Genomic DNA, 18,640 nt, shown 5'->3' with positions numbered 1-18,640 from the left:
TTGGATACAGAAGTGAATTCACCGTAACACGAGCAATGTTCCACTCCCCGTGAGGCGACGCGGCCCCGGGGTGTCCACGTCGGGTTCCTCCCCGACCACATGCGCGCCACGCCCTAGGCTGGATGACACCCGACCCAGGAGTCATCGTGCCCCTCACATCCGTCGCCGACCGTCTGCGCGAGTCCATGTGGCGTTCCGCCAACGACAAACGCCTCAAACGCCTCAAACGGGTCGTGGACGCCATGCCGGCCACCCCGCCGACCGATCTCACGGCCCTCGATATGGGCAGCGACACCAGCCTGGCCGGGTTCCTGGCCGCCGTCGGCGAGGCAGCCGGCCGGGAACTGGGGTTGCCGCCCTTCCCGAACCAGTACCAGGCGGCGGCCGCGCTGCTGCGGGGAGCGTCGATCGAGCTGGCGACGGGGGAGGGCAAGACCCTGGTCGGGGCGATGGCCGCCGCCGGCTGGGCGTTGCAGGGCCGTCACGTCCATGTCCTGACCGCCAACGACTACCTGGCCGCCCGCGACGCCGACTGGATGGGTCCGCTGTACCGCGGCTTCGGGCTGACCTGCGGCGCCGTGCAGGCCGGCCAGGACCTGCCGGAGCGGCAGCGCGCCTATGGCGCCGACGTCACCTACTCCTCGGTGGCCGAGGCCGGGTTCGATCTGCTGCGCGACCGCCTGGCCACGCACCCTAACCGCCGCACCGGGGCGCGACGCGAGGTGGTGCTCGTCGACGAGGCCGACGCGGTCCTGCTCGACGAGGCTCGCGTGCCCCTGGTCCTGGCCGCCGACGCCGAACCACACCGCGACGAGCACGCCGTGGCACTCGCCGCCTACGTGCGGGGCCTCGAGGCGGGCGAGGACTATGTCGTCGCGCCCGACCGGCGGACCGTCAACCTCACCGACGCCGGGCTGCGCCGGGTCGAGGCCGACCATCCCGGACGGGACCTGTTTGGCACCGACTCCGAGTTCCTGGTTTCCCTGAACTTGGCCCTCCACGCCCACGCCGTGCTGGAACGCGACATCGACTACCTCGTCGCTGACGGGCGCGTCTGGCTGGTCAGCGGGTCGCGGGGCCGGGTGGACCGGCTGCAGCGCTGGCCCGACGGGCTGCAGCTTGCCGTCGAGGCGAAGGAGGCTCTCGGCTCCGCCCCCGGGCTGCAGGTGCTGGACCAGCTCGTCGTCGCGGAACTGGTCGGCGGCTACGAACAGCTCGTCGGGATGAGCGCGACGATGCGCGCGGCCGACGAGGAGTTGGAGTCGCTGTACGGGGTGCAGACGGTGGTGGTGCCGTCGCATCTGCCCTGCCGTCGCGACGACCAGCCCACCCGGCTCTACGCCACCTCCGACCAGCGCGACGCGGCCGTCGCGGCCCTCGTGGGAGAGGCGAGCGGCGACGGCAGGCCAGTGCTGGTGGCCACCCAGAGCGTCCGCGAATCGGAGCGGATCGCGGGGCTGCTGCGCGCGGTCGGGCTCGACTGCGTCCTGCTCAACGCCCGGAACGCCACCGAGGAGGCCGCGATCATCTCGGAGGCCGGGAGCGCGGGCCGGATCACGGTCTCGACGCAGATGGCCGGGCGCGGCACCGACGTGGTGCTCTCCAAGGACGCGGCCGCCGCGGGCGGGCTGCTGGTGGTCGGGGTCGGGCGGTTCGCCAGCGCCCGCCTCGACGGGCAGCTGCGTGGCCGGGCCGGACGTCAGGGCGACCCCGGCGAGTCGGTGTTCCTCGCCAGCCTGGAAGACCGTCTCGTCACCGACAACGACCCCGACCATCCGCAGCCCGCCAGCGTGGATGGCGACGGCCAGGTCGAGGAGAACCGCGCCAACCGCCGCGTGCTGGGGGTCATCGACCATGCCCAGCGGGTCAGCGACGGCGACCAGCGCAGCCTCAGGTGGCTGTCCTGGCGCTATGGGGAGCTGCTGCGCGTGCAGCGCGCTCACCTGGCGGGGGTGCGGGACACCTGTCTGGAGGGTCCGGCGGCCCTGGAGCGCCTCGCCGGGCATGCCGGGGAGGAGATCGCGGAGCTGGGCGAGCGGGTCGGGCAGGACGCCCTAGAGGCGGCCGCGCGCCTGGCGCTGGTCGCTGCCATCGACGCTACCTGGAGTGCTCATCTCGGACATGCGGCCGAGCTGCGCGAGGGCATCCACCTGCGGGCACTGGCCCGGGAGGATCCGCTGTCCGAGTTCGAGAAGGAGATGGGCGCCGCCTACCAGGGGCTGGCTGAGCAGATCCTCGACGACGCCGTCGCCACCCTCCTGGACGCGCCGGTCGTCGACGGGAGACTGGACCTGGAATCCCTGGAGACCAGGATCCCGAGCGCCACCTGGGCATACACCGTCACCGACAACGAACTGGGCAGCGATCTCACCCGGATCGGACGCTCGCTGCGCCGCCTGATGTCGAAGGACTGAGACCCCAGGCCATCAGACGCGGATCCACTCCATGTCCTCTGCCAAGTGGTCGTCGGGGATCTGGCGAGAGAAGAGCTGGTCCAGCTCCTTATGGGTCAGGTATGCACGGCGCCGGCGGGCGGGTGGGCGCAGCTCGGCGACCACCTCACCCTGGACAGAGATGTTGATCATCTCCCCAGCAGCCACCCGCTGAAGGACGTCGCTGGTGCGATCCTGTAGCTCCCGTGCTGCCATAATGGTCATGTGGGCAAGTGTAGTGGCGCGGTCGCGACGACCGACGTGCGCCGACCTGGACGGATCCGTCACCAGTTTTGACGGGTACCGTGTCGCGATGCCTTTTGCGGGGTGCGTCAGGGGCCGCGGCACTAGGGTGGGGGCGTAGAGCCGTCTAACAAGGAGAATGCTGTTGAAAGGCATCGTCGTCTTCTCCGGTTCCGCCCACCAGAAGCTGGCTGACGAGATCTGTGACCATCTGGAGGTTCCCCGCAGTCACGTGAAGATCTCCCGCTTCAGCAACGACTGCCTCCAGACGCAGCTGCTCGACAACTGCCGTCAGCGGGACGTCTATATCGTGCAGCCGCTGGTGCCCCCCACCCAGGAGCACCTCATGGAGCTGCTGCTGATGGTCAACGCGGCCCGCGGCGCCTCGGCGGCGCAGATCACAGCGGTGATCCCGCACTACGCCTACGCCCGCTCCGACAAGAAGGATGCCTCCCGCATCTCCCTGGGCGGGCGCCTGGTCGCCGACCTCCTGGTCACCGCAGGGGTCGACCGGGTGCTCACCATGAATCTTCATGCCCCGCAGGTCCATGGCTTCTTCTCCGTGCCCGTGGACCACCTCACCGCGCTCGGCGTGATCGCCGACCACTACCGCGGCCGCGACCTCAGCAACCACGTCGTCGTCTCCCCGGACCTCGGCAACGCTAAACAGGCGACGCTGCTGGCGCGGCTCCTCGGATTGCCGGTCGCCGCCGGCAACAAGCAGCGTCTCGCCGACGACAAGGTGGTGATTTCGTCGATAGTCGGCGACGTCGCGGGAAAGAAGGCCATCGTCCTGGACGACGAGATCGCCACGGGCGGCTCGATCGTCGAGATCGTCTCCCGGCTGGCTGACCACGGTTGCGCCGAGGCGTCGATCGCCTGCACCCATGGTCTGTTCACGGGTTCGGCTGTGGAGCGGCTCACCTCCGCCACCCACATTTCCGAGGTGGTCTCCACCAACACGGTTCCGGCCCCGGCCAACTTCCCAGGACTCAAGACGCTGAGCGTCGCATCGCTGTTCGCGGAGGCCATCGCCCGCATCCACAGCGGGAACTCCGTCTCGACGCTGTTCAACGGCGTCGACCCCGCCTATGCGCCGCCGCAGGACCAGGAGGGCCTGTTCTAGGGTCGCTCTTAGTGGTTGCGGATCCGCTGGGCCACCTCCCGCCAGGAGGGGACGATCACGCCGTGGGGACGCATCATCGTGCGTAGTTTGTGCCGGGTGATGAAGATGCCCGCCAGCCCCACCAGGAAGAACGGCAGCTGCAGGGCCATGGCCCAGTTGAGCTGCTGCGGGGTGTAGTCGCCCGACGGGTTGGTCGTGCTCAGGAAGACGCTCATGACTAGCAGGCACAGCGTGGCGCCGGTGAAGGATCCGGTGATGACCAGGCCATTCGCCGCGCCGAGCCGGTAGGCGGGCAGTAGAGTCCGGGGGTAGTCGAAACCGACGCCGGTGCCGGGGCCACCCGCGGAGATCGCGATGGCCAGCAGCACCAGCAGCGCCCAGGGCGCCCGGCCCGGCCAGAGCAGGACCGCCAGCCAGGCCAGCATGTTGGCTCCGATCACCATCAGCGCCAGGTTGCTGCGGCGCAGCGGATGCCGGGCCGTCAGCCAGCCCAGCAGCGGCCCGAAGGCGATCGACCCGAGGGCGGTCAGGTTGAACAGGAAGGCGGAGTCGATCTCGTTCAGGCCCTGCGCCTGGCCCAGCCACTTGACTCCCCAGATCATGGCGAACACGTTGACGCTGAACCCGCTGGTGAAGTGCACCCAGAAGCCCAGCCGGGTGGCTGGATGCCGCCACGCCGCCGCGATCCCGCGTGGCAGGTCCGCCAGGCGCTCCTCCTTGGGCCGGGGCCGCGTCTGTCCTGGCGGGGCGTCGCGGACCCACAGTGCGGTGGCCCCCGCTGCCACGACGCAGACCAGGGCCGCGCCCAGGAAGGTCCACAGCCAGCCCCGGGCGTTGAACAGCGGCAGCAGGAACACCGCCGACGCCACTTGCCCCATCTGACCCAACAGACCCGTCAGCTGGGACAGAACCGGGACTCGCGACGGGCTGAACCAGGTTGGGAGCAGGCGCAGCACCGAGCCGTACAGGCAGGCATCACCCAGGCCGAGCAGGATCCGCGCGCCGAACGCGAGGGGCAGGACGTCGGCGAAGGCCATGATCGTCTGGGCTGTCACCAGCACCGCCGATCCGCAGATCATTACCGTCCGCGACCCGTAGCGGTCCACCAGCACACCGACGGGGGTTTGCGCGATGGCGTAGGTCGCCAGCTGCACCATGACGAAGGTGGAGATGATGCTGACGCTGGTCCCGAAATGGTCCGAGGTCTGCTGGCCCAGCACTCCGAGGCTGGTGCGCTGCATGATGGCGGCCGCGTAGGCGAAAACCCCGATGACCCAGACCAGCCAGGCCAGTCGTCCGGTCTTCACCACCTGTGTACTCCTTGTCCGCTGTGCTCGCGGAAAGTGTAGAGGCTCTGGCAGATGCAGCTGAAACGCTCAAGGAGTCATGCGGGACCTGTGTGGCACGCGGTGGCGGTACGCCGCGCTGGCGGGGTTCCGTGATGAGGCGTGCACGGCCACGGGAAGATGCGCGGCTGCGAGGAGGAGGTCTGACCGACCGGCGAGGCTGTCAGTCGCCGCTGAGGGCGCGGACCCAGTCCGGGACGGAGGGGCTGGGGGTTGGGATCTGCTCCTGCGTCACGTCGCAGGTGGCCTTGGTACCTGGGGCCGGCCCGAACTCGCGGCCAGCGAAGATGGTTTCCTTCACCCACTCGTAGTAGCCGTTGAACTTGCCGCTGTCGTAGGGGTTGTCCTTGGCGCAGCGGGCGACGTAATAGCCCACCACCTCGGGCAGGGTCTCAAGATTGTTGCTGCCCGCGTAGTGGCTGAAGACTCCCTGCTTGGCTGCGAGGGCCTGGAAGTCGCTCCAGTACTTGGGGTTCGAGTCGCGGTCGGCGTTGAAGATGTGCGTGAACTCGTGGATGGTGACGCGCGACAGCCGACCGATGTCGCCGAGGTCGATGGCCTCTTTCCACTTGGTGAAGTCGAAGGTGAGGTAGCCGGGTTTCGTCAGCGACCAGTCGCCCCAGGCGAATCCGCTGATCGGGCCGGCGTTGATGCCGATGGTCCCGTTGACCTTGGACTTCAGGCTAGGCAGGAACTCGGTGCAGGAGACGGAGTCGAGGGCCTGCCACACGACGCGGATCTGGGTGCGGTTCGCGTCGGTCCAGCCGTCACCGACGGTGGTCAGACCGAAGGTCTCGCTGAGCTGGCTGGTGATCTTGGAGACCGGGACGTCGTCGCCCGGCCAGGGATGCGCGACGGGACACGGCGCATGGATGCCCACCACCGACGGCCCGACCTCTGGCTTCTCACCCTGGGCTGTGGCTGATGCGGCTATGGCAACTCCTGCGACGGCTACCGCGGCGGCGGTGAGCCAGGTCATGAGTTTGCGCATTGCATCTCCTGTGTGGTTATGGACTCGGAAAGGGTCTCTCAGGATTCTCAGGAAGTCAAGTTCGGGGGAGAGTCGGGGTGAACCCTGGTGTATCCCCTTACGTTAATAGCTCCTTCCTCTCACGTTACTAACTCCTATCTAACTCCCACTGGCCGCCGGAGGTTCCCGCCCGCCGGAGTCTGCGGGACCTGCTACCGGAATGACCGCCGGCCGGTGGTCATGGCGTCCTGGGCGACGTTTCGTCGACTAGTCTGCGCACATGCCACTGTTTGAACTTCACCGCACCGACCATCCGACGCCCGAGGCCGAGCGCGCCGCCATCGTGGCGGATCCGGTGTTCGGGAAGTTCTTCGCCGACCACATGGCCGTCGCCGACTACACCGAGGGCATGGGGTGGCATGACGCCCGCATCATCCCCACCGGCGACTGGCAGCTGCACCCGGCGGCTGCGGTGTTCCACTACGGCCAGGAGATCTTCGAGGGACTGAAGGCCTACCGTCACGCCGATGGGTCGGTGTGGCTGTTCCGTCCCGAGAGGAACGCGACGCGGTTCGCCGCTTCCGCGGAGCGGCTTGAGATGGCGCCGCTGCCCCAGGAGCTGTTCCTGGCCGCTCTCGACGAGCTGGTGGCCCTGGAGCAGGCCTGGGTCCCGCTGCCCGACGGCGAGCGCAGCATGTACCTGCGGCCTTTCGAGATCGCCAACGAGCCCTATCTCGGGGTACGTGAGGCCAAGAACTACCGCTACGGCCTGATCGCCTCGCCCGTGGGCGCCTACTATCCGGCCCCCGTGAAGCTGTGGGTCACGCCCAACTACACGCGGGCTGCTCCCGGCGGCACCGGCACCGCCAAGTGCGGCGGCAACTACGCCGCCAGTCTCGCGGCCGCCAACGAGGCCGCTGCCCATGGCTGCGGCCAGGTGCTCTACCTGGACGGCGCAGAGCACCGGTGGCTTGAGGAGTGCGGGACCATGAACTTCATGATGATCACGGCTGGCGGGCAGCTCGTCACACCCGCTCTCGGATCGATCCTGGACGGCATCACCCGCGACTCGCTGCTCACCCTCGCTGGCGAGCACGGGCTGGAGGCCGTCGAGCGTCCCATCTCCATCGACGAGCTGCGTGACGGGATTGCGTCGGGCCAGGTGACGGAGACCTTCGCCTGCGGCACGGCCGCCGTGATCACCCCGATCACCGGCTTCGACTCCCCCGAGCATGGGGCGCAGGTCGTGGGCGACGGGGAGCCCGGCGAGAAGACCGGCAGGCTGCGCGCTCACCTCCTCGACATCCAGTACGGCCGCGCCGAGGACCGGCACGGCTGGATGCATCGCGTGGCCTGAGGCCCGAGATGCTCCGGGCCATCATCGGCACACTCGGCTATGTCGTGCGCGACGGCCGGGTGCTGCTCGTGCACCGGCAGCGCCACGGCGACGACCATCAGGGCAAGTGGAACGGCCTCGGCGGCAAGCTGGAGCCAGGCGAGGACGCCGTCACCTGCCTGAAGCGGGAACTCCGCGAGGAGGCTGGGATCGAGGCGACGTCGCTGCGGCTGCGGGGCACCGTCTCCTGGCCAGGGTTCGGGTCGGACGGAAGCGACTGGTTCGGCCTGGTGTTCCTCGTCGACGACTTCGACGGCACCCCGCCCGAGCGCAACGAGGACGGGCCGCTGCGCTGGGTGCCCGTGGCTGAGATCGGCGAGCTGCCCATGTGGGAGGGCGACCGTCACTTCCTGCCCCTGGTCTTCGACGACGGCCCCCAGTTCCACGCCGTCATCCCCTACCGCGACGGCTCAGTGGTGGCCGGCGGGGTCGCGGTCACGCGGAGTCCCTGATCCCTGCTGCCTGGGATTTCCGTGGGCACCGTCATCGCTGGCCGGAGAGCCAGTGTCTGGGTGACGGCGGGGTATCTCAGATTGCTCTCAGTTAATCCTCAGCTAGCGGCGCAAATAAGGTCACCTGTCGTACTTTTGGTTGGCTAGATCCCCTCTGGGCTGCTGATTGCCCCGGCGTGGGATGTGGTCTGTCTGCCCTCCTGGCGCCTGGTGCAGCCCTGCCGTGAATCATGTAAAACCCATAGTCAGAGCCATTTTAATGTGCTCTCTTGCTTCGTTTCTGTTTCCCGGAGGGCTCGTTCGATGATCGTTTTCTGTGCTTCTGAAATCAGGTTGAACAGAATCCATTACCCCCTTATGGAAGTCTGAGAATCTTTTAGGAACTCCATCCTGGGTGTTACGCTCGCCGCATCGTCGTGAAGCTTCGGTTTGAGCCTCAAGCCCGTTTCAGCTGGAAGGAGTTGGGAAAACATGAATCTGGTCACACCGCGGTCCGCCGGCCACCGGGTGACTCGCCGTGCGGTCCTGCGATCCGGCTCGATGCTGGGACTGGTAGGAGCCGGGCTCCCGGCGGTGGGCACCGTCCCAGCGCATGCCGCGGATTTCGCGGACGACTTCCAGCAGGCTGTCCACTATGCGCCGGGACGCAGCCTCAGCTCCGGTGAGGCCACAAAGCTCACCGGGATCGTCATCCACTGGTGGGGTGAGCCCAGTGGCCAGTCACACCAGCAGGTCGTGGACCACCTGGCCGGGTCGAACACTATCTGGTCCTCCGCCCACTATGTGGTCAGCGGCGATCGGGTCACCCAGCTCGTCAGCCTGGATGACACTGCCTTCCACGCGGGTGTCTACGACATCAACGCCCAGAGCGTGGGCATTGAATGCCGGCCTGAGATGGATGACGCCACCGTGGACCGGGTCCGTGACCTGGTCACGAGGCTTCGCAGCCGCTACGGGGCGCTGTGGCTGGAGCCGCACAAGGCGTTCTCCTCGACCGACTGTCCGGGTACCTATATGGACAAGATCCCGGAGTTGAAGGTCCTGGCGGCCGGGTCCTCTTCCCTGCCGTCGACTCCCAAGGCCGAAAGCGGCCAGGGGATACTGACCGTGGACGGTTACTGGGGATCGACAACCACTCGGCGGCTGCAGGAGCTGTCCGCCACTCCCGTCGATGGGGTGGTCTCGGGCCAGAACCAAGCATGGAAGGCCACGAATCCGGGGCTGGTCAGCGGCTGGGAATGGGTACCCAGTGACGCCGCGTCGGGTTCGGCGGTGATTCGCGCAATTCAACAGAGAATGGGGGTGGCGGTGGATGGGCTGATCAGCCCAGAGACGATCCGAGCGATGCAACAGCATTACGGAACCACCCTGGATGGAACCTTTCCGGAGAGATCCGACTGCATCAAGGAGATGCAGAAGGCATTGAACTCCGGGAAGTTCTAGGAGGCGCTGCCTGTGGTTAGTGTCTCTTGATTGGCTGGGGTGAGGCTGGAAGACGAGACCAGCACTTGCCCCTAGCCGGGTCGCCTGATCAGCTGCCGCGGCGCGTGAGCTCCAAGGGGAACGGGCCTCACGACGTGACCGCGACCGCATCTGCTTCATCTGATCCGCCGCCTCTGGGGGTGTTCCGGAGAGTCAGGGGGAAGGCCTCTGGTGTCATCGGGAGCTGGCGGTGACACTGGAACGCGAGGTTCCAAGAAGCGGAAGATGGAAGCTGGCGATGAAAGCTTGGTCAGGCGACCCGGCGCCTCATATGGTGACGCAAGTTCTCGACGGGGGACTGGTCCGTTGCATCGTGGTGGTCTGTCTGGGGTGACGGACGCAGGTGGCCGGCCGGGTCGTATGTGAGAAGCCCTGCCAGGCCATTACAGGTCAAGACTGGGTTCCAGATAGATGGGCGGTGCCTAGTGATGTCGAGCGTCGTGCTTGCCTCCGAGGCATCGGATTGCTGAATCCTGAAGCTTCCTTAGAGAATGACTTTCCCTGGTGTTAGGCTCGCAAAAGCGTCGTGAGATTCGGTGCCGTACAGGGGGTCGGTCTGTACGGGGAAGAGTCCAGCGGCCATGGGTCATTTAACGGACAAGGAAGTGTTAATGAGAATCGTGCAATCGCAAATGTCCCGCAGGAGTATTCTATCCACTCTCGTCATTGGTGCTCCTGCGATGGGAGTCTTGGGAGCTCTCAACCTCGCTGGAGCGACTCCGGCTGCCGCATCGCCCTCAGGGGCAGATTTCCTCCAAATGGCGGAGAGTAAGACAGGATGCCCGTTCATCTGGGGTGAAGCTGGGCCGTCTAGCTTTGACTGCTCTGGGCTGGTCCAGTGGTCGCTTTCCCAGCTTCGGATCTCCTTCCCGCGCGTCTCTGGGGAACAGATCAATGCCTGTTTGAGCGCTGGGCTTGAAGAGGCCAGGGCCACTCCGGGAGCCATCATGTACATGCCTGGGCACATCGGGATTTCCTGTGGTGATGGAACTTACTGTGAGGCACGTAATTATGGCTATCCGGTAGGAATTTACAATAATGACCCAGGATGGACTGACGGTGGTCTTGTCCCGGGGCTCGATTACAGTGGTGCACCTAGTGATACTGGTAGCAGCGGCGGTGTTGCCTCGGATGGTTCTTTGGTCGTCGATGGTTACTGGGGGAGCGCGACCACCCAGAAACTCCAGGAGACGCTCGGGCTCACGGCTGATGGACTGGTTCCAGGCCAGCCCGAGTCATGGAAGAAACAGAACCCTGGTTTGACCACTGGATGGCAGTGGGTTTCCGACAGTCAGGCCATGGGGGCTGACGTGATCAGCAAACTGCAGGCGAAAGTCGGCGCTGCCGCTGATGGGCTGATCGGCCCAGGCACCATCACCGCCATACAGGCCCACTTCGGAACCACGCAGGACGGCGTTCTCTCAGAACAGTCCTCCTCGATCATGGCGCTGCAGAAGGCACTCAACGAGGGGAAGTTCTGACTCTTTCCCGCGGCGCGTAATCTCACTGGTGGTGGGGCCATCTGGCCCCACCACCAGTTGGCGCGTGACTCCTAGAGCCCAGAGCCGGGTGGTCCCTTGTCCGTGAGGTCTTTCGAGACAGGGGCGAGTCAGGGAGGTGCCCCCTTGTCCCGCGGCCTACAACGGTCACACTGGAATAGGCAGTGTGGACGCAGCATGGATATGGAGGATGCAATGAGCCAGGAACAGCACGACGACCAGGCAGCCCCAAGGCCCGAGGACCAGCAGGTCAGCCCTGGGCAGGCCGAGCCCCTGGAGGGAGAAGTGGTGCCCGGTGAGGCCGGGCAGGGCAAGACCAACGCCGAGCGGCTCGGCGAGACGACCATCAAGTTCGCGACGGACGCCGCCTACGCCGTCGCAGGTTTCGCCGGGCTCGTCGGGGAGAGGGCAAAGGCCTTCTACGACGAGCAGCGCGCCGAGTACGCCAAGACCCACCCGGACGTCGAGTCCCCGGGGGCCAGGGAGTTCCTCGAACAGCTGGGCAGCCACCTGGACCGGTTCGTCGACGAGATCAACCGCGGCTTCAGGGAGCTCAGCGAGAAGGGCCGCGACGTCGTCGGCCGCAGGACCGAGCAGGCCGAGACGCCAAAGCCTGAAGAACCCTCCGATGACCCTGAAGGTGAGTGAGTCACCATAGATTCAAAGGCCTAGAGAAAAGCCGCAAAGCTGGAGGATGGCGTGGCCGGGGTGAGTCCCTGGCCACGCCGCCGTCTGTCTCCTGGCCGTGACCGCCGGGCTTGGGACTTCCGCCGAGCGGCTAGGATTCCCCTCATGCCTCGTCACACCATCAGCACGATGATCGGGAAAATCGTCAAACAAGTGGCCCGGCTTCGAGGCAGCGGGTCGGCCCTGCCCGGGCTGGTGGTCGAGAGAATGGACCACGGATACCTCAAACGCACCCTGGAGCCCCTCCGGGAGGGGGTCATCCTGGTCTCCGGCACCAACGGCAAGACCACCACCACCAAGGTGGTGACCGAGGTGCTGCAGGCGGTCGGCTACAAGGTGTTCACCAACCGCACCGGCTCCAACTTCTCCCGTGGCGTGATCTCCGAGCTGCTGCCGCTGGTCAACTGGCGCGGCAAACTCGACGCAGACATCGCCGTCCTCGAACTCGACGAGGCCTGGGCCGTGCACTTCGTCCGGCAGGTGAAACCACGCATGAGCCTGTTCCTCAATGTGATGCGCGACCAGCTCGACCGTTTCGGGGAGATCGACACCGCTGCCGAGATGCTCGCCAAGAACGCCGCTGCTGTCACCGACAGGGTGGTCCTCAACCGCGACGACCCGCGCGTCTACCGGCTGCGGGAACGGGCCACGGCTCAGGCCGTCTACTTCGGCACCACCGACGAGCTGCTGGCGCTGATGCCCACCGACGACACCCTCAAGGGCGGTCAGGCCCGCGCCAACCACGAGGCCCGCGCCGACGTGCTGCTGAAGGCCATCGACGGGCACCGCGCCACCTACGAGATCGACGGGGCGGACCACGTCGTCGAGATGAAGCTGAATGGCGTCTACAACCTCATCAACGCCGCCGCCGCCCTTACGCTGGTGCGGCAGATCGTCGGCGACAAGGTACCGACGGACACACTCCTGGCGGCCCTCGGGAACGTGCGGCCCGCCTTCGGGCGTGGTGAGACCATCACCTACAAGGGCGCCCCGATGGAGCTGGTGCTGGTGAAGAATCCCAGCGGCTTCAGGCTGTCGTTGCTGTCGTTCGCCGACGGCAAGGCCGACAACATGATCGCCATCAACGACAACTACGCCGACGGCCGCGACATCAGCTGGCTGTGGGACGTCGACTTCACCCCGCTCGACTCCGTCGCCCTGGTCACCGGGACCCGCGCCGACGGGATGGCGCTGCGCCTGGCCTACGACGATGTCCCCGTCGGTGGAGTCGAGGCCGACCTACAGCGGGCCCTCGACCGTTTCGCCGCCCTCAACCCGGGCAAGCCGAAGCGCATCTACACCACCTACACCGCCATGACCGCGCTTCGGAAGCTGATGTCCGGCCTGGCTCTCGGTCAGGAGGCGGCATGATCCGCATCGTTCAGCTCTACCCGCGCGACATGAACCTGTACGGCGACTGGGGGAATGCGCGCGTGCTCCAGAAGCGGCTCCAATGGCGGGGCGTCGACGCCGAGATCGTCGACCACAACCCTGGCGATCCCACCGGCCTCGACGGTGACATCTTCCTCGGTGGCGGCGGCCAGGACGCTGGGCAGGACAAGATCCAGGAGGACCTCCAGGGGCATATCGACGCGCTGCGGGAGCTGGTCGAGGGTGGGGCGCCCATGCTGCTGATCTGCGGCATGTACCAGCTGCTTGGCCGCACCTTCGTCACCGGCGAGGGGAAGGTCATCAAAGGAGCCGGCATCCTGCCCCTCGACACTCACGCCAGCACCGACCGGCTCATCGGCAACGTCACCCTCGAATCCCCGGAGTTCGGCCAGGTCGTCGGGTACGAGAACCATTCCGGCCGCACCTACGTCGACGCCGGCAGCGAGCCCCTGGGGAAGGTGCTGCGCGGCGCCGGCAACAATGGCGAGGACCAGCAGGAGGGCCTGCGTTACCACAACGTGATCGGCACCTATCTGCACGGCCCGGTGCTGCCCGCCAACCCGAGGATCGCGGACTTCCTGATAGCCAAGGCCCTGGAACGCCGCGGCATGACGGTGGAGCTGGGGCCGCTGCCCGTCGACGAGATCACCGAGAAAGCGCACCGGACGGCCGCGTCGCGGCCCCGGTGAGGTCGCCGCGCCTCCGGCGTCCAGGAGCGGCCGGAGGATTCAGTCGGGGAGCGCCTGGATCCTCAGGACTGGGGGCTCGACCGGTCCGGGTCCGAGCAGCGGTGCTATCGCGGAGATCGCGGTCATGCCGAACACCATCGCCCCCAGGATGTCTTGCTTGGCGCTGCTGACCACTACAGCCGTTGTCAGGCAGCTGGCCACCATGATGAAGATGCCCAGGCAGCTGCGCATGGCGATCAGGTAGAACACGAGTACCGTCGCGCCTATCGTCAGGACGCAGGGCAGCAGGATGGCTCCCACGGTTTCAGCCTCGGCTCTGCCGCCAGTCAGCTTGGTGGCCATATTCTGGACCATCAGAGGCAGGTAGGCCAGCAGGCCGCCCAGGAGGCCCGCCACCGCCGACCAGGCGTGTTCCCCCAGAGTCGGGGTGTGGCCGCCAGGCGTCGAGCTGGGATTCGCGAAGCGGATCAACAGCACCGTCCCGCCTCCGAGGAATGCGGCGCCTCCCAGCCACGGCAGCAGGTAGTGCGCTGGGTTCGTGAAGGACAGCGGCAGACAGACCAGCAGGGCACCGGTGCCGACCGAGAACAGCACCGCCGGGTGCGCGGTGTCCTCCGAACTCGCCATCGACGGGATGAGGAAACAGCCGAGGACGACGCAGGCGACCGCGGAGGAATCCACCTCCTTGGCGTCGAGCTGTGCCCCGAGCGTGAACAGGCTCAAGCCGAGGAGACCCCCGACCAGCAGGGCCAGGAAACAGCGGCAGAGCATGCCGATCGTGATGGGTTCCTCCATCGTGACGTACAGGGGAGTCTTTCGTGCTGGTTCGCTCATGAGGTCGTTCTCCTTACGCTCGCATCCATGCGGGGTGGCAACAGCCCGTCAGTAGAGTTTCTCAGAATTTTTTCGACTGGGTTTCAGCCCCATGTGATGGGGCTGAAACCCAGCTCAGCCCGAGTGAAGATTGAGAAACACCGGTTCTGGGGGTTGAAGGTTGCTCCCACGTCTCCTAGTGTGGTCGCATGAAGTTGCAATAGCAAACTTCTCTTGAAGGCCGGTGCGGAAGCCGCGGTTGACGGAACCACGGGCACCCGCCTGATGTGTCGCAGTACGTAACAGGATTCGTACAACTGAATGGCCGATATGGTGCCGGTGTCCGGGACAGGCCAGGTCAGCGGGAGTCTGACGGTGGCTGATTGCCGGATGCAATGTGGCTGGCATGTCCGTGATGGCCTGTCATGAAAACCCTGTGCTCGTGACCCGGGGGTTTCCTGCATTCCCTCCCAAATCTGCAATCGTTTCCCCCTGGGTTGCGTGCACCTGTAAAACACCTTTGAAAGGACTGACAATGACTGCTGAGAAACGACCTGGAATGTCTCGCCGATCCTTGCTTGCTGTGGCGCCCATCGGGGTTGCAGGAGTTGCGCTGACAGCATTAAACATCCCTCAAGCTAGTGCTGAAGAGATGAGCGTTACTGAGATTCAAAAAGATCTGGCGTATCTGGCTCACTTGAATTTCTCTGATGTAGACGGTGTCTTCGGCCCGAGAACTTCTTATGGCGTGAGGGACTTCCAGGATAGGATGGGGCTTGAAAAAGACGGTGTGGCTGGGCCGCAGACACAGGGCGAGCTGATGCGCTGTGTCGGGATCATCCAGTCAAAGTTGGGTGTGAATGATGATGGTTACGTCGGTCAAGAAACAATTGATGCGACTCACGAGTACCAGAAGAAGCATCGAATTCTGCAATCAGGCCGAGCTGATCGTCTCACCCTCTTGGAAATGAAGATACATCTCGGTAGATACTAATGATGACAATGGGCGCGTGGTTCTGGCGGAACAGCATGCTTTTTGCTGGGAGGTTGAGCTGTCATTATTTGCTGAAAAACCGTTTTCTGGGAAACTAGATCGCAAGAGATCGACATAAAGAGGTGATTGCTAATGCCTCATCGTGAATGGGAACTAGGAGGCTATTTGGGTCAGTCAAATTCAAAGATGAGACTCACATGGCAACCCTTAAGGATTCTTATTTCAAGGAGAAGAAATGACTACTGAGAAACGACCTGGAATGTCTCGTCGGCAGGTGCTCACCACGGCTGCCGTCGGTGTGCCCGCGATGGGTGTGCTGGCCGCCACCAACATGCTGGGCGCGACTCCCGCCAACGCTGCCCCGCTGGCGACGGACGGCTGGTGGGGATCCGACACCACGATGGCGCTTCAGCGGCATTTCGGTCTGTCACAGACGGGTTGGGTCGACAGCCAGCCGGCCTCCCAGGCTGACTCGAATCCGGCGCTGGCCGGCGGCTGGGACTGGCAGCCAGATGGCAGTGCAGGCGGGTCGACCACGATCTCCGCTCTGCAGAAGATGGTGGGTGCCGGGGTGGATGGCCTGATCGGGCCTGCCACGATCTCTGCCCTGCAGGCCCGCTACGGGGTGGCGCAGGACGGGGTCCTCGACGGCCCATCCCTGACCATCCAGAAACTCCAGGCAGAACTGAACGCTGTCAGCGGCTACGGCGACTGACAGCACTCCCAACTTCCGGCCCCTTCCCCAGGCTCGGTCCTTCTCCCCGTCGGTGTGTGGAAGGACCACGACACATGCAGTCGGTCAACGCCCCCTTTCCGCGCATGTGGTGGGGAAGGGGCCGGATCTCAGGTCGTCGATGTGATGCAGTACTAGCTTGATGCGCTCCGGGATGGCTTGATGGGTTCCACCGCCATTCGTGCCCTGCAAGGTCACTATGGCCTGACGATAGACGGTGTCCTGGATGGTCCTTGGCCGGCTATCGCAGCATTTCAGGAGGAACTGGCTCGTCATCACTATTAATGTTGATGAATAGCTGGCTGGGTCGCCCGTTTCCTGACTCAGCCGGTTGCTCGTCTAATTTCGCCGGATTTTCTATATCGAAGGATAGGAAATGACTATCGAGCGGCCTAGAAAGTTCATTAGAAATACTGGTCAAATTTGTTCTGGTTGGGTGTTCTGTTTGGCGCGATGATAGTTTTGCATGAACCTCAAGGTGTGAGGTGTTGTGTGGTTTGCTGGGAAGGGGGTGTGCCGGGCCTGTGGCAGAGCGTGAGGTTTGTGGGTTTTGGCAGATCCCCGAAATTTAAGGAGGTGACAGATGGGCGATTTTCGACGGATGGTTTTATTGATTGCTTCTCTGGGTGCAGCGGTGCTAGGGGTCTCCTGTTCTGGGGGCGTGCCTGCTGAGGCCGGCCCGTCGGGTGAAGACAGTGTGACGGCGAGTGCGTCTCCGTTCAGCGATACTGACAGCCCCCAGCCATCGCCCCGGGGATCGCGCCTGCTGGGGCGAGTGGTGAATGAGGGCGGTGCCCCGGTGGCAGGCTGCCTCATCCGTATCGAAGGGGACTCTAAGGAGTACGCGATCGTCAGTGGCGCTGAGGGAGAGTTCGATATGGCTATCCCATCGGGGTCGCAGATCTTGATTATCGCTTGCGACTCGGAACTGTACGCAGAGACCAGCGTCACCGTCGAGGTGCCGAAAAATGAAGATTTCGCACAGGACTTCACCGTCCAAGCGCGATAATCGAGGTATTTTTCACGTAGGCTGCGCGATGTGGCATAGAAGGACGGTCGTAGGCACATTACCAACACCACCGCTTTCCCGAATCGCGTCATCGTCTACCTGCACAAGGACAATGGAACTCAACACTGCACAGGATGGCTCGTATCTCCCGATACCCTCGTGACCGCAGGCCACTGTATCTACAATGACGATGGCTGGAACTTCGATCTAGAGTACAGTTCGGGCGCAAATGGAGCTGAGCGTCCCTATGGAACCGCCAAGGCAGCCCGCATGATGACCGACCCTCAGCCGGTCCCGGCAATCGGAGGCTACGTGTCCTCAGCTTGACCAGGTGAACTACCGATGGCGGTGCAGGAGAGTCAGCAGCAATCCGGTGGTCGCTGAGCTGAGGACTGTGGGCCAGAGCTGTTCCGTTCCCCACAGCGGGAAAGCGAAGCAAACCACCATGAGCACCGAGGTCACAATCACGAAGCCGGTACCCGGACGGTCCGCCGACGAAACGAACACCTCATACCCTGTCATCCCGAGCACCACCAGACCCAGCAATCCAGCGATCTGAGCCGCCGTCGCCACCGGAACCCATCCGGTACCCCAAAAGATGAGGAAGACGATCAACACCATCGCCAGGCGGACCGCTCCCAGCTTCAGGAACACCGCCACTTTGAGGGGACCAGGAACAGACTTCTCAGGAATTGTCATCAGTTCTTGCCTATCCAACACCAGCTAGCACCAACAGCGAGGTTAACGGCCAATCCGACACCTCCGCCCAGAAGCATCCTCGGAGCGACGGCACGCAGTAAGAAAGAGGCGACTTTCGCGTACTTGCCCTTCTTGAGCCAAGCGTAGACTCCTCCTCCCAACAGACCTTCACCCGCACCAGGAACAACGTAGTCAAGGGTGCACACAGCCCACTCCCTTGGCCCGAACGCATATTCCGGGTTGACACCTTGATCACCCAACCCGTTGTCGTCCCCCTCAGGGAAAACGGCCTTACCCAGCACTGAGTTGAAGCCGTCAGCGATTCGACGCAGTTCGGCCTCAGGGGCTCCATCCGCACGAACAGCCTGAACATCGACATGCCAGCTACCATCCGGGGATTCATGCAAATAACGCTCGAAGATCAATTTGAGCTCGGCCTCAACCATTGCGACTTCATCAGTCGTGCTCGCATGGATGGCATCCACAGCCGCCATGGTCCGCTCGTAGCGTTCTTTTCTGCGTTGCTCCTCACTGTGGAGCAGCTTCTGCAGGGCCTTCTCGATGACCTCGACCTGGGTGGTGTTGAAGCGCTCAGCAGCCTCACGAGCCAGGTTGCAGACCCGCTGTTTCTTGATATTGAGCGCCATGGATAAACAATACGACCTGATCCAGAGAGGT

At 64.6% G+C, this 18,640-nt stretch carries 19 protein-coding genes; 13 read left to right on the top strand and 6 right to left on the bottom strand.

What is annotated here, in order from left to right:
- Positions 1-146: 146 nt before the first annotated feature.
- Entirely contained in the window at positions 147-2,414 is a 2,268-nt protein-coding gene (gene secA2 / locus SK1NUM_RS14555; RefSeq protein WP_212323618.1) for an accessory Sec system translocase SecA2, read from the top strand.
- Positions 2,415-2,426: 12 nt separating this feature from the next.
- Here secA2 and SK1NUM_RS14550 read toward each other — a convergent pair whose 3' ends face one another.
- Positions 2,427-2,657 carry a type II toxin-antitoxin system Phd/YefM family antitoxin gene (locus tag SK1NUM_RS14550; protein WP_212323615.1) on the bottom strand — a complete coding sequence of 77 codons (231 nt, stop codon included), beginning with the start codon at positions 2,655-2,657 and terminating at the stop codon, positions 2,427-2,429.
- 163 nt (positions 2,658-2,820) lie between these two features.
- Here SK1NUM_RS14550 and SK1NUM_RS14545 point away from each other — a divergent pair, with 163 nt between their 5' ends.
- Positions 2,821-3,801: a ribose-phosphate diphosphokinase gene (locus tag SK1NUM_RS14545; RefSeq protein ID WP_212323613.1), complete on the top strand. Its 981-nt coding sequence runs from the start codon at positions 2,821-2,823 to the stop codon at positions 3,799-3,801.
- Between the two features lie 8 nt (positions 3,802-3,809).
- On the opposite strand, the gene SK1NUM_RS14540 is transcribed toward SK1NUM_RS14545, so the two are convergent.
- On the bottom strand, positions 3,810-5,111 hold the full coding sequence (locus SK1NUM_RS14540) for an MFS transporter (protein ID WP_212323611.1): 1,302 nt from the start codon (positions 5,109-5,111) through the stop codon (positions 3,810-3,812).
- A 199-nt stretch (positions 5,112-5,310) separates the two neighbouring features.
- Complete coding sequence (locus SK1NUM_RS14535) at positions 5,311-6,138, bottom strand: hypothetical protein (RefSeq protein WP_212323609.1); 828 nt, start codon at positions 6,136-6,138, stop codon at positions 5,311-5,313.
- Between the two features lie 259 nt (positions 6,139-6,397).
- On the opposite strand from SK1NUM_RS14535, the gene SK1NUM_RS14530 reads away from it, so the two are divergent.
- The 7 genes from SK1NUM_RS14530 (at position 6,398) to SK1NUM_RS14500 (ending at position 13,714) form a co-directional block, all read left to right on the top strand.
- On the top strand, positions 6,398-7,474 hold the full coding sequence (locus SK1NUM_RS14530; protein ID WP_212323607.1) for a branched-chain amino acid aminotransferase: 1,077 nt from the start codon (positions 6,398-6,400) through the stop codon (positions 7,472-7,474).
- Positions 7,475-7,482: 8 nt separating this feature from the next.
- Positions 7,483-7,965 carry an NUDIX hydrolase gene (locus SK1NUM_RS14525; protein ID WP_212323605.1) on the top strand — a complete coding sequence of 161 codons (483 nt, stop codon included), beginning with the start codon at positions 7,483-7,485 and terminating at the stop codon, positions 7,963-7,965.
- Positions 7,966-8,436: 471 nt separating this feature from the next.
- Positions 8,437-9,408: a peptidoglycan recognition protein family protein gene (locus tag SK1NUM_RS14520; RefSeq protein ID WP_212323603.1), complete on the top strand. Its 972-nt coding sequence runs from the start codon at positions 8,437-8,439 to the stop codon at positions 9,406-9,408.
- Between the two features lie 620 nt (positions 9,409-10,028).
- Positions 10,029-10,928 carry a C40 family peptidase gene (locus tag SK1NUM_RS14515; RefSeq protein ID WP_317988064.1) on the top strand — a complete coding sequence of 300 codons (900 nt, stop codon included), beginning with the start codon at positions 10,029-10,031 and terminating at the stop codon, positions 10,926-10,928.
- Between the two features lie 213 nt (positions 10,929-11,141).
- Positions 11,142-11,594 carry a hypothetical protein gene (locus SK1NUM_RS14510; protein ID WP_212323601.1) on the top strand — a complete coding sequence of 151 codons (453 nt, stop codon included), beginning with the start codon at positions 11,142-11,144 and terminating at the stop codon, positions 11,592-11,594.
- A gap of 144 nt (positions 11,595-11,738) precedes the next feature.
- The gene (locus tag SK1NUM_RS14505; protein ID WP_212323600.1) at positions 11,739-13,004 is read left to right on the top strand and encodes a Mur ligase family protein; all 1,266 of its coding nucleotides are present in this window, start codon (positions 11,739-11,741) and stop codon (positions 13,002-13,004) included.
- Positions 13,001-13,714: a type 1 glutamine amidotransferase gene (locus tag SK1NUM_RS14500; protein WP_212323599.1), complete on the top strand. Its 714-nt coding sequence runs from the start codon at positions 13,001-13,003 to the stop codon at positions 13,712-13,714. Before SK1NUM_RS14505 ends, SK1NUM_RS14500 begins: the two co-directional genes overlap by 4 nt.
- Before the next feature lie 39 nt (positions 13,715-13,753).
- Here SK1NUM_RS14500 and SK1NUM_RS14495 read toward each other — a convergent pair whose 3' ends face one another.
- Positions 13,754-14,548 carry a hypothetical protein gene (locus SK1NUM_RS14495; RefSeq protein WP_212323598.1) on the bottom strand — a complete coding sequence of 265 codons (795 nt, stop codon included), beginning with the start codon at positions 14,546-14,548 and terminating at the stop codon, positions 13,754-13,756.
- A gap of 514 nt (positions 14,549-15,062) precedes the next feature.
- On the opposite strand from SK1NUM_RS14495, the gene SK1NUM_RS14490 reads away from it, so the two are divergent.
- From SK1NUM_RS14490 to SK1NUM_RS15550, 4 genes are all read left to right on the top strand, one after another.
- The gene (locus tag SK1NUM_RS14490; protein ID WP_212323597.1) at positions 15,063-15,521 is read left to right on the top strand and encodes a peptidoglycan-binding domain-containing protein; all 459 of its coding nucleotides are present in this window, start codon (positions 15,063-15,065) and stop codon (positions 15,519-15,521) included.
- A 235-nt stretch (positions 15,522-15,756) separates the two neighbouring features.
- Positions 15,757-16,236 (top strand): peptidoglycan-binding protein, encoded by a 480-nt coding sequence (locus SK1NUM_RS14485; RefSeq protein WP_212323595.1) that lies wholly within the window; start codon positions 15,757-15,759, stop codon positions 16,234-16,236.
- Positions 16,237-16,837: 601 nt separating this feature from the next.
- Positions 16,838-17,263: a hypothetical protein gene (locus tag SK1NUM_RS14480; RefSeq protein WP_212323593.1), complete on the top strand. Its 426-nt coding sequence runs from the start codon at positions 16,838-16,840 to the stop codon at positions 17,261-17,263.
- 57 nt (positions 17,264-17,320) lie between these two features.
- A complete protein-coding gene (locus SK1NUM_RS15550) occupies positions 17,321-17,590 on the top strand; it encodes a trypsin-like serine peptidase (RefSeq protein WP_212327869.1) in 270 nt (89 codons plus the stop codon).
- Between the two features lie 9 nt (positions 17,591-17,599).
- On the opposite strand, the gene SK1NUM_RS14470 is transcribed toward SK1NUM_RS15550, so the two are convergent.
- Positions 17,600-17,962, bottom strand: coding sequence for a hypothetical protein (locus SK1NUM_RS14470; protein WP_212323591.1), 363 nt, complete (start codon positions 17,960-17,962; stop codon positions 17,600-17,602).
- Positions 17,962-18,609, bottom strand: a complete 648-nt coding sequence (locus SK1NUM_RS14465; protein WP_212323590.1) for a type II toxin-antitoxin system VapB family antitoxin — start codon at positions 18,607-18,609, stop codon at positions 17,962-17,964. Before SK1NUM_RS14465 ends, SK1NUM_RS14470 begins: the two co-directional genes overlap by 1 nt.
- Positions 18,610-18,640: the final 31 nt, after the last annotated feature.

The sequence above is a fragment of the Arachnia rubra genome, assembly GCF_019973735.1.
Classification (GTDB): domain Bacteria; phylum Actinomycetota; class Actinomycetes; order Propionibacteriales; family Propionibacteriaceae; genus Arachnia; species Arachnia rubra.
This window is presented reverse-complemented; position numbering and strand designations above follow the sequence as displayed.